The organism is Thalassolituus sp. UBA6592 (assembly GCF_002433655.1).
In the GTDB taxonomy this organism is placed as follows: domain Bacteria; phylum Pseudomonadota; class Gammaproteobacteria; order Pseudomonadales; family Oceanobacteraceae; genus Venatoribacter.
This window is the reverse complement of record NZ_DJIO01000119.1, coordinates 14,130-27,641: the sequence shown is the minus strand read 5'-3', so window position 1 is coordinate 27,641 and position 13,512 is coordinate 14,130. Positions and strand designations below refer to the sequence as shown.

Sequence of the window (13,512 nt, the reverse complement as noted above, 5' to 3'; positions counted from 1 at the left end):
TTAAACTGTGGGACAGCAGTGGGCGCAAGCCGGCTTTCTTATGTACGACGCGCTTTGTTACTGCTTATCATCCAGCAGCGAGCGCAGCATCCAGGCAGTCTGCTCGTGGGCGGCAAGACGCTGGGTCAGCAGGTCTGCAGTAGGCTCGTCACCGGCTTCGTTCAGCAGTGTAAACAGATTACGCGCAGTGCGTGCCGTTGATTCGTGGCCATCGGCCAGAATACGGACCATCTCCATCGCTTTGGGTGGCTCTTTCGGTGCATCCGGCAACGTGGTTAATTCAGAAAACTGTGCGTAAGAACCCGGTGCGGTAAAGCCCAGAGAACGGATACGTTCGGCGATCGGGTCAATGGCATTCCACAGTTCGGTGTACTGTTCTTCAAACATAGTATGCAGGCTGTTAAACATCGGGCCTGTCACGTTCCAGTGGAAGTTGTGAGTGGTCATATACAGAGTGTATGTGTCCGCCAGAAAGCGGCTCAGACCTTTGGCAATATCCTGACGGTTTTCTTCGCTGATTCCTATATGTACTTTCATCGTCTTTCTCCCTGATTAATTCCAGGAAATTCCGAGCTAATGTCATCATTAACTCACCTGATTTCTCAGACTATGAAGCAGGGAAAGGGTTCCTTAATTTCTCCCAATCGACTGGAACAACGAATGTTTTTTGCAGAACAATGGATGCAGTAATTCCTTTTTTACTTGCTCTACAGATCATCGATATTTTTCAGGCAGTTTTCAGCCCGTGAGATTATCGCTGCTTTCTTTTCTTCATTCATACGATCAAAACTGCGATACATCATGCTCATTCTCGGATTCTTTTCAAACTGCTGCCGGTGTCGCTGCAGGAAGTGCCAGTAAAGGCTGTTAAAAGGACAGCTGTTGTCCTTTTCGGCTGTGTTTACATCATAACTGCAGTGGCGACAGTAATCCGATTGCCTTGCAATATATTTGCCGGAAGCACAATAGGGTTTTGAGCCCAGCAGCCCGCCGTCGGCATGCATGACCATGCCCAGGGTGTTGGGCAGTTCTACCCAGTCATAAGCGTCGGCGTACACTGCCAGATACCAGTCGCAGATTTCCTGAGGATTAACGCCGGTCAGCAGGGCAAAGTTGCCGGTGACCATTAAACGCTGAATATGATGCGCATAAGCATTGGCGAAGGTATTGCGGAAACATTCTTTCATGCAATGCATGTTGGTTTTTCCGTGCCAGTAAACTGCTGGTAAGGAACGATTATTCTGCAGGCCATTAAGTCCGGCATATTGCGGCATATAATTCCAGTAAATGCCGCGGACGAATTCCCGCCAGCCTATTATCTGCCGGATAAATCCTTCCGCCGCTTCTAATGGTACCTGTCCCTGATGAAAGGCGTGCGCTGCCGCTTCACAGACTTCCATTGGCTCCAGCAGGCCGCAGTTTATGTAGGGTGACAGCAGACTGTGGAACATAGTGTCAGCCGCGTTGCCGAGTGCAGCACTGCTGATCATGGCATCCTGATAGCGGCCAAAGTGAGGTAGCCGGTGTTCAATAAAATGAATCAGCGCCTGCAGTGCCTGTTGCCGTGTCGTTGCCCAGCTGCTGCCGTTGATGAAGCTGTCCATTGCTCCGGGATGCCCGGAAAATTCCTGTTCTACCAGCTGTGCAACAGCCTGATCGGTATTGCTCCGGGTGAACGTCAGTGGCGGTGGTAAAGGTACTTCTCGTTTATAAGCTGCGCGGTTGTCATGGTCGAAGTTCCATTGTCCGCCGAGTGGCTGTTCAGCCTCCATCAACAGACCGGTTTTACGGCGCATTTCGCGATAGAAATATTCCATGCGCAATTGCTTGCGACCCTCAGCCCATTGGGCAAATTCTTCAGGTGTGGAAATAAAGCGGTCGTCTTCGTAAACGCTGACAGGGAGTCCCAGCTGATCAGACCAGTGGTGATCTATGGCGTGTTGCAGGCGGTATTCACCGCAGCGGGTAAGGACGATTTCTGAGACTTTATTCTGCCCGGTGCTGTTCTGTTCTTTTACTGTGGCTGCCAGCACATCAACAAGACTGCGGAAACCCAGTGAAACGGACTGCCGGTAATCGTAATAGCGTACCTGCCAGCCAGCGTCCTGCAAGCGGGCAGCGAAGTGGCGCATGGCAGAGAACAGCAGGGCAATTTTCTGTTTGTGATGGCGGACGTAGGTTGCTTCCTCCGGCACCTCGGCCATAACGATGACATCGTTACCGGCATCAAGCACGCGCAGCGTGGCCAGTGAGTCTGACAGTTGATCTCCGAGAATCAGTCCCAGTCGCACGCCAGTCTCTCCGTAGTTGATAAAGGCAGTTGATATAAGCAGGCTGCAGAAGCATCTGAGCACCATTGCTATAACTATACATCATGTATATGTATTGTATAAGTAATGTCAGGTATATCGGATGTTTCTGCTTTGAGCATCCCGTGCTTTTGTTCTGCATGCCGCAGCCATCGGGTTCCGTGACGGCTGCGGCATCAGCATCGCAATGGTTTAGCGAATTGCGGGTGGGAAATCACAGGGTGTGTGTACGGTGACTTAACCCAACGCGGTATCCAGCACCATCATCAGAGAAAAGCCTGTCATTAAGCCCAGAGTTGCTACCGTCTGGTGACCATTGCGGTGGGTTTCCGGAATCACTTCGTGCGAAACCACAAACAGCATGGCGCCGGCAGCAAGGCCCAGTCCAATCGGGTATGCCAGCATCAGGCCGCCAGCCAGCCCCACGCCGAGCAATGCGCCCACCGGCTCCAGCAGCCCACTGCCGGCAGCGATGAATACGGCAAAGCCTGGTTTAAAACCGGCGGCGCGCAGGGTGAGCGCGACGGCCAGACCTTCGGGGATATCCTGCAGTGCAATAGCGGTTGCCAGTGGCAGGCCAACGCTGATATCGCCCTGGGCAAAGCTGACACCCACTGCCATGCCTTCTGGCAGATTGTGCAGAGCGATGGCAAATACGAACAGCCAGGCGCGGTCGCAGCGTTCATGGCCGGGTCCGCAGGGGCCGGTTTTATCATGTTCGTGGGGGGTGAACTCATCCAGCCCCAGCATCAGTGCGGCGCCGAGAAAGAGCCCGATGACCACCAGAATGCCGCCACCTAACGCACTGCCGGTCATCTCAGTACCGGCATCTATGCCGGGCAGAATCAGTGAAAATGCCGCTGCCGCCAGCATCATTCCGGCGGCGAAGCCGAGCATGGCATCTTCCGTTGATTGACGGATTCCGCGCAGCAGCAGGGCAGGTGCTGCGCCGGCAGCGGTGGCCAGAAACCCGGCGCTGCCGCCCAGCAAGGCGAACTGCGCAAACAAGGTCGCCTCACCGCGGACGATCTGTATCAGGCTTTGCAGCAGCAACAATGCTACGGCGACGGTTGCTGTCAGCAGTCCGGTAGCAACAAGAGGATGCTGGCGCGCATGGCTGATAAGAATATTGCCCCAGCTTTGGCTGCTGGGCGGGAGATTCGGCTGCAGTGTTGTCATCTGGATATACCTGTTACTGTCATTATCCACTGTGGATTCTGTTTAAGTATTTCGATCAGATTAGGCAGATTAATTAATAGTTTCTATATAAAAACCATCATAGCAGCGAAAGGAAATAACTATTAAGGACTGCGATAGGGCACAGCAGGCGGCTTGTTGTAACACGTGCTCCGCTAAAGAGCACAAGTCGGCTGGCCTGTCGGAAGAGAGTATTGGCAGCTGTTTGAAAAATGCTGTTGTGGATCATCGACCCACGCTTAAATAAGCGTAATATCAGGACCAGAGCAGACCCCTTCTAAGCAGAAAGTCGTTCTTGCTCAAAACCGCCATATTTGGCACCGTTTTTGATAGCAAAGTTGACATATTGGGCAAATAAGTGGTCTGCAATGTTCACAATGCTCAACTTTGGTTCTCGCAGGTCTTTTTTGGTGCAAAAGGCTGAAGATAATGACGCCTCATTTACCAAAGCCCTGTTTCTGCCTGCCCTGAGGGCAGGATCCGTTTTGCCGCAAAAGGCTTAGAGGAGCTGTATGTCTATAGAATGGAAAGAGTATGCCCCGCAGGGGGAATTTTTTGATGAACTGTTCAGCAGCCCGGGCAACGCCCGACAACCGGCGAAACGCCTGGTGAGTTACATGAGCAGCTTATCTGAGGAAGACATCCAGTCCCGGAAAATTGCCATGGAGGCCACCATCAAAGAAATGGGGGTTTCTTTTACTGTTTATACAGAAGGCGGCAATATCGACCGCGCATGGCCATTCGATATGATTCCACGGATTATTTCCCGCGCTCAGTGGGATAAAACCGCAGCCGGTCTGAAGCAGCGACTGAAAGCGCTGAATATGTTCATCGATGATCTGTACCATGATCAGAACATTATTAAAGATGGCATCATCCCTGAATTCGTTCTCAAGCAATCGAAAAACTACCGAAAAGAATGCGAGGGCATGAGCCCACGTTTTGGCGTGTGGGCGCACATTTGTGGTACGGATCTGGTGCGCGATAAAGACGGCCAGTTCTATGTACTGGAAGACAACCTGCGGGTACCGTCCGGGGTTTCTTACATGCTGGAAAACCGTTCCATTATGAAGCGGGTTATTCCGGAAGTGTTTGAGAACGTGAACATCGCTCCGGTCGGTGATTACCCGGAACATCTGTTTGATACGCTGGCTTCTCTGTCACCGCGCCGTATTGCCAAACCGGTTGTGGTGGTGCTGACACCGGGGATCTACAACTCTGCCTATTTTGAGCACGCATTCCTGGCTCAGCGCATGGGTGCCGAGCTGATCGAAGGCAGCGATCTGGTGGTTAAAGACGATGACTGCGTGTACATGAAAACCATCTCTGGTTTCGAGCGCGTTGACGTTATTTATCGCCGTATCGACGACCTGTATCTCGACCCGGAAGTCTTCCTGCCGGATTCTGCGCTGGGTGTACCGGGTCTGATGCGTGCCTGGAAAGCCGGTAACGTCGCACTGGCCAACGCGCCGGGCGCCGGTGTGGCCGATGATAAAGTCGTGTATGCCTATGTACCGGATATGATCCGTTACTACCTGAACGAAGAGCCGCTGATCCCGAACGTTAAAACCTATCTGTGTTACGACGATGAGCAGCGTGAATACGTGCTCGCAAACCTCGATAAGCTGGTGGTCAAGCCGGCCAACGAGTCCGGTGGTTACGGTATGCTGATTGGACCGCACTCGACCAAAAAAGAACGCGAAGAGTTTGCCCGTCTGATCAAAGAAAATCCGCGCAACTACATCGCCCAGCCAACACTGGCCTTGTCCACGGCACCAACCTTAATCGGTAAGAACAAAATTGAGCCGCGTCACCTGGATTTACGTCCGTTTGTGCTGCAGGCCAAAGACAGCTACGTGACTACAGGGGGGCTGACCCGGGTAGCGATGAAAAAAGGTTCACTGGTAGTGAACTCATCACAGGGCGGGGGCAGTAAAGACACCTGGATTGTCGATACCAATTCGCCAAAAAGTGCGGCCAAAAAAGCGGCGAAAAAAGCAGGGGGAAGTAAGTAATGCTGTCAAAAGTTGCTGAGCGAGTTTATTGGGCTGCCCGTTATCTGGAACGTGTAGAGAGTACTGCGCGTTTGGTCAGTATCTACGACAAACTGCTGTTTGATTTACCCCGTCGCGTGAATCTTGGCTGGTATAACCTGATTGTCATCAACAGCCTTGAACATGACTTTAATGAGCGCTTCTCTGTGCGTGATGAGCGTAACGTGGTGAAGTTTCTGCTGGGGGATGAAAGCAATTACTCCTCCATGGTGTCATCGCTGAAAGCGGTGCGGGAAAACATCCGTACTACCCGTGATGTGATTCCGCCGGAGACCTGGGAACTGGTGAACGAACTGACGCTGTACGTACAGGAGAACCTGGCACAGGGTATTAATCGCAGCAATCGTCACGAGTTTCTCGACAGTGTGATTAAAGCCTGTCAGCAGATCGTTGGTCTGTGGTTTGTGAATATGCCACGTGATTCGGCCTGGGACATGATGCGTCTTGGTCAGAACCTGGAGCGTGCAGATATGACCACCCGTAACCTGGATGCCGGTGTAGCCGCAATCCTGCAGGTGGAGGACGATGATTTTGCGGTGAACCACCGTCAGATTATCTGGGGCAACGTGTTGCGTTCACTGAACGCCGAACAGCCGTTCCGTCGCGCTGCGCGCTCTTCTATTAAAGGGCCGCTGGTGGTGAATTATCTGATTGGTGATGAGCAGTTCCCGCGCACCATCAATCATTGTGTTGGCAAAATGCTGACCGTGGCCGGTAACCTGCCACGCAGCACGGATGTTGTCGCAGCACTGAAAGAAATGCAGAAAGAAATTCCGGCGGCAGCAGAGCCTGACAGCCTCGGAGAAGAATTCCGCGATACTCTGAATTCGCTGCAGATGAGTCTTGGCGAGTTGCACAGTGTCATTGGAAAAACCTGGTTTATGTCGGAGTCCGCATGACGATTCGTGTAGCGATACAGCACAATACCTATTACACCTTTGATCGCCCGGTTACGCTGTCGCCGCATGTGGTGCGCCTGCGTCCGGCGCCTCACAGTCGTACGCCGATTCACAGCTACAGTCTGAAAGTGGAACCTGCCGATCATTTTATTAACTGGCAGCAGGATGCTTTCGGTAATTATCTGGCGCGCCTGGTTTTTCCGGAGAAAACCAAAAAGTTTTCCGTAGAAGTGGAAGTGATCGCCGATATGACGGTGATCAACCCGTTCGATTTCTTCCTGGAAGAATACGCCGAAGAATTTCCGTTCAAATACGATAAGCAGCTGAAAAAAGAGCTGGCGCAGTATCTGGAATGCAGCGATGAAGGGAAAAAATTCAAAGCCCTGTTCGATGCCGTGCCGAAAGAAAAAATGCGCACCATTGATTTTCTGGTGGCTGTTAACCAGATGGTACAGCAGGGTGTTGAATACCTGGTGCGTCTGGAGCCGGGTATTCAGACACCGGAAGAAACACTCGATATCGGTAAAGGCTCGTGCCGTGACAGCGCCTGGCTGCTGGTGCAGCTGCTGCGTCACTGTGGTCTGGCAGCGCGTTTTGCCTCCGGTTATCTGGTGCAGCTGACCGCGGATGAAAAATCTCTTGATGGCCCTTCCGGTCCGGAAGAAGACTTTACCGATCTGCATGCCTGGTGCGAAGTGTATATCCCGGGTGCTGGTTGGGTCGGTCTGGATCCGACCTCTGGTCTGTTCGCCAGCGAAGGCCATATTCCATTGGCCTGTACTCCGGACCCGGTATCGGCAGCGCCGATTCAGGGCTTCACCGATAAGTGTGAAGTGGAGTTTGATTTCAGCAACACCGTAACACGTGTGCACGAAGATCCACGGGTTACCAAGCCGTATAACGATGCTGAGTGGGCTGACATTCTGCTGCTCGGCGATAAAGTACAGCAGCAGCTGGAAGACGACGATGTGCGTCTGACCATGGGCGGTGAACCGACGTTTGTTTCCATTGATGATATGGAATCCGCACAGTGGAACACCGAAGCGCTGGGTAAAGAAAAACTGGCGCTGGCAAAAACCTTACTGCTGCGTCTGCGCAATCATTTTGCGCCGAAAGGGCTGCTGCATTACGGCCAGGGTAAATGGTATCCGGGCGAGGAAGTGCCACGCTGGGCGTTGGGTCTGTTCTGGCGTACCGACGGTGAACCTTTGTGGGGTAAAGCAGAACTGCTGGCCCGTGTTGACCGTGATTACGGCCACGCTGTGGATGACGCTGAACGCTTCAGTCAGCTGCTGGCGCATAAACTCGGTCTGGATACCGGTTATGTGCAGGCGGCTTATGAAGACGGTCTGCATTACCTGCTGCAGGAACAGAACCTGCCGGTGAATCTGGATGAACGCATTGCTTCTGCCAAAGACAGCCTGGCGCGCCGCCGTCTGGTCCGCGTGCTGGAGCAGGGGCTGGATACGCCAACCGGTTACGTACTGCCGCTGACCTGGGATTTCTATCAACAGCGTTGGGATTCCAGCCTGTGGGAAACCCGCCGTGGCCGCCTGACACTGATTCCCGGGGATTCTCCGGTTGGTCTGCGTCTGCCGCTGGACAGTCTGCCGTTCTCTGAAGAAGTGCCGCTGCCGCAGGAGCTGGATCCATTCGCCAAACGCGATCCGCTGGCTGCCCACGATAAGCTGATGACATCCGAGCCTGTGCCGGTACCAGCGGTGGAAGAAATTCAGACCCCGGGGGATGACACCCGACGTGACGAACCTGCAGCCGAATCTGTATGGCGTGACGTGACCCGCACAGCGCTGTGTATTGAAGCCCGTGGCGGCAAGCTGCACGTCTTTATGCCGCCGCTGCCGTATCTGGAAAGCTATGTTGAACTGCTGGCCAAACTGGAAGCCTGTGCGCTGGAGCTGGATCTGCCGCTGGTGATTGAAGGTTATGAGCCGCCACGTGACAGCCGCCTGAAAAAACTGCTGGTGACCCCGGATCCGGGCGTGATCGAAGTGAATATTCACCCGGCCAATAACTGGCGTGAGCTGGTCAGCAATATGGAAGAACTGTATCAGGCGGCGCGTGAATCCCGTCTGGGTGCAGAAAAATTCATGCTTGATGGCCGTCACACCGGTACCGGTGGTGGTAACCATATCACCCTGGGTGGTGCGACTCCGGCGGACAGTCCGCTGCTGCGCCGTCCCGATGTGCTGCAGAGTTTTGTTACTTTCTGGCAGCATCACCCATCCCTGTCTTATCTGTTCTCCGGGGCCTTTATCGGCCCGACCAGTCAGGCGCCACGGGTGGATGAAGCGCGCGATGAATCCCTGTACGAACTGGAAATTGCTTTCCAGCAGATGCCAGTGGGCGAAGTACCACAGCCGTGGATGGTGGATCGCATCATGCGTAACCTGCTGATCGACGTCACCGGTAACACCCACCGCGCTGAGTTCTGTATCGACAAGCTCTTTGCGCCGGGTTCCAGTGCCGGCCGTCTGGGCCTGCTGGAATTCCGTGGCTTTGAAATGCCGCCGCACGGACGTATGGCGCTGGTACAGGCGCTGCTGATCCGTGCTCTGGTAGCACGCTTCTGGCGTGAACCTTACCGCAAGCCGCTGGTGCGTTGGGGTACGGGGCTGCACGATAAATTCATGCTGCCGCATTTTATCTGGCGTGATATCTGTGACGTGGCCGATGATCTGCAGAGCCATGGTCTGGATTTCAAACCGGAATGGCTGCTGCCATTTGAAGAGTTCCGCTTCCCGCACTACGGTCGTGTACAGCTGGATGACATCACCATCGAGCTGCGTTGGGCGATTGAGCCGTGGAACGTACTGGGTGAGGAAGTTTCCAGCTTCGGTACCGCACGTTATGTGGATTCCTCGGTGGAACGTCTGCAGGTGCGCATCTCCGGCATGACCGGTGAACGCTATGTGCTGTCCTGTAACGGCCGTCGGGTGCCGCTGGCCTTTACCGGTCGCAAAGGCGAATACGTGGCGGGCGTGCGTTATAAAGCCTGGGCACCGCCATCAGCGTTGCACCCAACCGTGGACATTCATGCGCCGCTGGTATTCGATCTGATCGATACCTGGAATGGCCGCTCCGTGGGCGGTTGTACTTATGCGGTCAGCCATCCTGGCGGTCGCAGCTACGATGCCTTCCCGGTGAATGCGTTTGAAGCGGAATCCCGTCGTGGTAACCGCTTCAGTAACATGGGCCATACTCAGGGGCCGTTCACACCGAATCCGGATGTGGATGCATTGCGGGAGTTCTTCCCGCATACTGACCCGAAACCCATGGCACCGCCGCCGGAAGAATCTCCGAACGACTATCCTTACACTCTGGATCTTCGCCGTAAGCCATAAATTAAAGTCGCATCTCTTAAAATTAAGGAATGCGGCTTTATAATGCGCTGAGATTCTTCAGGGGTGTTTCTTAATCTGTGCTGCTGCGGCAGCACAGAGGACACCCGGAACAGGCAAAAAACAATGAATAGCGGAAATGAATAGCAGCGAATTGCGGCCTGAATGGCTATACCCGCCGGCCGATGGCCGTCACGATGATATGCTGACAGCCGAGGGTGCACTGCGTCCTCATTGGTTGGGTATCCTCGACAGCCTGTACGGGCTGGAGGATATGAACGACCGCCAGCAGAAAGCGCTGCGTATTCTGCGTGACGACGGTGCTACCTATAATATTTACGGCGACCTGAACCAGCAGTCCACCACCTGGAATCTGGATCTGGTGCCGAATGTGATCGGCAGTGAAGACTGGGCCGGCGTTGAAAGCGGACTGCTGGAACGCTCGGAACTGCTCAATCTGCTGTTGCGCGACATTTATGGTGAGCGCTCACTGATCCGCACCGGCGTGATTCCGCCGGAAGCGCTGTTCTGCCACCGTGGTTTTCTGCGCGCCTGCCATGGCATCCAGTTACCTGGTGATCACGACCTGATTCTGCATGCCGTGGATCTTATCCGCGACGCCAACGGCGACTTTATGGTGTTGGGTGACCGTACCCAATCACCATCCGGTGCTGGCTATGCGCTGGAAAACCGTACGGTTATGTCGCGGGTTTTCCCCAGTCTGTTCCGTGACAGTCATGTGCACCGGCTGTCGGCTTTCTTTCAGCGTCTGCGCGCTAAGCTGCTCAGTCTGTCGCCGGATCCGGCTCAGGCACGGGTGGCGCTGCTGACCCCAGGTCCGCACAACGAAACCTATTTTGAACACGCCTATATGGCGAATTACCTGGGTTTTCCTCTGGTTCAGAGTGACGACCTGATGGTGCGCAATGGTCGCCTGTGGATGAAATCCCTGGATGGTCTGAAGCGCGTCGACGTGCTGCTGCGTCGTGTGGATGACTGGTTCTGTGATCCGGTTGAGCTGCGCGCAGACTCCCGTCTTGGGGTTCCGGGTCTGCTGGAAGTGGTGCGCGCCGGTAATCTGGTGGTGGCTAACCCGCTGGGTTCCGGGGTGATCGAAAACCCGGTGTTCCTTAAGTATCTGCCTGAGATTTCTAAAGCTCTGCTGGGCCGCGAGCTGCGTCTGCCATCGGTACAGACCTGGTGGTGTGGCGATACCGCCGACAAAGAGTATGTGCTCGCTAACCTGAAAGACCTGATTATCAAGCCGGTTTACCGTAAACCGGGCGAAGCCAGTGTGCGTGCCTGTGAGCTTGACGATACTGCTCTGGCACAGCTGGCTAATCAGATTGAGCGCGATCCGCTGCAGTTTATTGCGCAGCCGTTCGTGCGTGCCGGTCATCTGCCGTCACTGGAAAATCAGCAGCTGGCACCACGACCTGCGGTGCTGCGTACCTTCGCTGTAGCGTCTGCCGAATCCTACACACTGATGCCTGGCGGTCTGACCCGTTCCGGCGCAGATGAAAACAGTTTTGTTATTGCCAACCAGGCCGGCGCTCGCAGTAAAGACACCTGGGTGGTGGATTCTGAGCCTGAGCGTCTGCTCAGCAGTGAACACGCCGAAGATCAGGTGGCAACCCGCGAAGCCGAATCTGTCAGCCTGCCAAGCCGGGTGGTGGAAAACCTGTTCTGGATGGGACGTTACGCCGAGCGTGCCGAATGTACGCTGCGTATTCTGCGTACCACCTTTATGCAGTTCAGCAGTGAATCCCCGGCCACAGCACTGGTGAAAGAACACCTGCTGGCGGCACTGCAGGAGATTGCCATCCTGCTGCCGGACGAACAGGTGACACCGGAGCAGCAGCTGGAGCGCTGGGTGCAGAATGGCACTCTGAGCAACAGTATCGCCAGCAATCTGAATTCCATGCTGTTCTGCGCTGATCAGGCAAAAGAGCTGTTGTCGTCGGATACGTTCCGCATCATTAACGACATCCGTGATGCCCTGGTCAAACTGCCAAATGATCTTAATAACAGCCTGCGTTCCGCACCGGAAGAGGTGCTGGACCCACTGGTTACGGCACTGATGGCGTTTGCCGGTCTGACCCAGGAAAGTATGAACCGCAGCTTTGGCTGGCGCTTTATGGAGCTTGGACGCCGTCTGGAGCGTGCCCAGCAGATCAATAAAGCCGTCAGTGGTCTGCTGGTACCGGTAGTGAACGAGACCGACCAGAACCGTCTGGCGGAATCTCTGCTGCTGACACTGGAAACCCTGATCAGCTATCGCCGCCGCTACCGTGGCCGCATGAGTGTACAGACCAGTCTGGACCTGATTCTGCTCGATAAAAGCAATCCGCGTTCACTGATGTATCAGCTGGAAACCATTGCTGATCATTTAAAAGCACTGCCTAAACCGAACACTGTGCTGCATGAGCTGACCGAAGAAGAACGCACCCTGATGCGCGCTGAGGTACTGATTAAACTGACGCCGCTGAAAGAGCTCAGCCGAGAGGGCAAACCTAAGACTGCTGCGGCAGACGCCATGCCAGGTGCTCAGCCGGACGGTATTCAGCCTCAGGCTGTACAACAGACGCAGGGGCCGAATGGCCAACAGCAGGGCGGACAACAGGTACAACAACAGGTACAACAGCAAACCATGCCGCCATTACCTGAAGCAGCCCCGCAACGTGATAAGCTGCATGAGGCGATGGAAGAGTGTCACCAGCTGATGGCCGGACTGAGTGATCAGATTACCGATAAATACTTTGATCATCGTGAAGCATCGCAACAGCTGGTGCGCAATTCGATGGAGATGCTCTGATGCGCTACCGAATCAAACATATCACCGAATATCAGTATCCGGGCCGCGTCTCACACTGCTACAACATGGCACATCTGATGCCGCGTAACTGCAAGCGTCAGCAATGCATCAGTACGCAACTGGATATTTTACCCGGTACCACTTTTAACGTGCGCCGCGAAGATTATTACGGCAACTGGGCGCATCATTTTGAAATTCATCAGCCGCACAAGGTGCTGAAAATCGTATCCACCTCCGATGTTGAAACCCGCCGTCAGGGCAGTGTGATCGACCTCGAGCTGGGTGTTACCTGCGGTCAGGCGCGGGAGATGATGGTGTCGTCCAATGATGCTAATACTCTGCTGGCACGGGAATTTCTGCTCGATTCGCCCATGGTAAAAGTCAGTGATGAACTGCGTGATTATGCTGCGCCGTATTTTACCGACGATAAGCCGCTGATGACGGCAGTACAGGATCTGACCAGCGCTATTTTCCGCGATTTTAAATATTCACCGGCAGCCACCACAGTGGCGACCCCGATTGATGAAGTGATGCGTACCCGGGCAGGTGTTTGTCAGGATTTCGCCCACGTACAGATCGGTTGTTTGCGGGCACTGGGCTTTGCCGCCAAATACGTTTCCGGCTATCTGGAAACCCTGCCGCCACCGGGCCAGGAAAAACTGGTTGGTTCTGATGCCAGTCACGCCTGGTTATCCGTTTTTGCGCCCGGTGAGGGCTGGTTTGAGTATGACCCCACTAATAACTGCATCGCCGGCGAGCAGCACATTATCACTGCCTGGGGGCGTGATTATTTTGATGTCACACCGCTGTGTGGCGTTATCTTTGGTGGTGGCGATCAGCCGCTGTTAAAAGTGTCTGTCGACGTTATGCGCATCTAGC

At 54.3% G+C, this 13,512-nt stretch carries 8 protein-coding genes; 5 read left to right on the top strand and 3 right to left on the bottom strand.

All coding sequences use genetic code 11. The annotated features are described in order from the left end of the window. Positions 1-57: 57 nt before the first annotated feature. From B2Z72_RS11370 to B2Z72_RS11360, 3 genes are all read right to left on the bottom strand, one after another. A complete protein-coding gene (locus tag B2Z72_RS11370; RefSeq protein WP_296981362.1) occupies positions 58-537 on the bottom strand; it encodes a Dps family protein in 480 nt (159 codons plus the stop codon). 170 nt (positions 538-707) lie between these two features. Continuing rightward, positions 708-2,291 (bottom strand): cryptochrome/photolyase family protein, encoded by a 1,584-nt coding sequence (locus B2Z72_RS11365; protein ID WP_296981360.1) that lies wholly within the window; start codon positions 2,289-2,291, stop codon positions 708-710. A gap of 255 nt (positions 2,292-2,546) precedes the next feature. Next, entirely contained in the window at positions 2,547-3,488 is a 942-nt protein-coding gene (locus tag B2Z72_RS11360; protein ID WP_296981359.1) for a ZIP family metal transporter, read from the bottom strand. 530 nt (positions 3,489-4,018) lie between these two features. Here B2Z72_RS11360 and B2Z72_RS11355 point away from each other — a divergent pair. From B2Z72_RS11355 to B2Z72_RS11335, 5 genes are all read left to right on the top strand, one after another. Continuing rightward, on the top strand, positions 4,019-5,521 hold the full coding sequence (locus tag B2Z72_RS11355; protein WP_296981357.1) for a circularly permuted type 2 ATP-grasp protein: 1,503 nt from the start codon (positions 4,019-4,021) through the stop codon (positions 5,519-5,521). After that, complete coding sequence (locus B2Z72_RS11350; protein ID WP_296981354.1) at positions 5,521-6,459, top strand: alpha-E domain-containing protein; 939 nt, start codon at positions 5,521-5,523, stop codon at positions 6,457-6,459. The genes B2Z72_RS11355 and B2Z72_RS11350 overlap by 1 nt, the downstream gene beginning before the upstream one ends. Then, the gene (locus tag B2Z72_RS11345) at positions 6,456-9,821 is read left to right on the top strand and encodes a DUF2126 domain-containing protein (protein WP_297004845.1); all 3,366 of its coding nucleotides are present in this window, start codon (positions 6,456-6,458) and stop codon (positions 9,819-9,821) included. Before B2Z72_RS11350 ends, B2Z72_RS11345 begins: the two co-directional genes overlap by 4 nt. A gap of 136 nt (positions 9,822-9,957) precedes the next feature. After that, the gene (locus B2Z72_RS11340) at positions 9,958-12,633 is read left to right on the top strand and encodes a circularly permuted type 2 ATP-grasp protein (RefSeq protein ID WP_297004843.1); all 2,676 of its coding nucleotides are present in this window, start codon (positions 9,958-9,960) and stop codon (positions 12,631-12,633) included. Continuing rightward, positions 12,633-13,511, top strand: coding sequence for a transglutaminase family protein (locus B2Z72_RS11335; RefSeq protein WP_296981348.1), 879 nt, complete (start codon positions 12,633-12,635; stop codon positions 13,509-13,511). The genes B2Z72_RS11340 and B2Z72_RS11335 overlap by 1 nt, the downstream gene beginning before the upstream one ends. The last annotated feature ends 1 nt before the right edge of the window (position 13,512 follow it).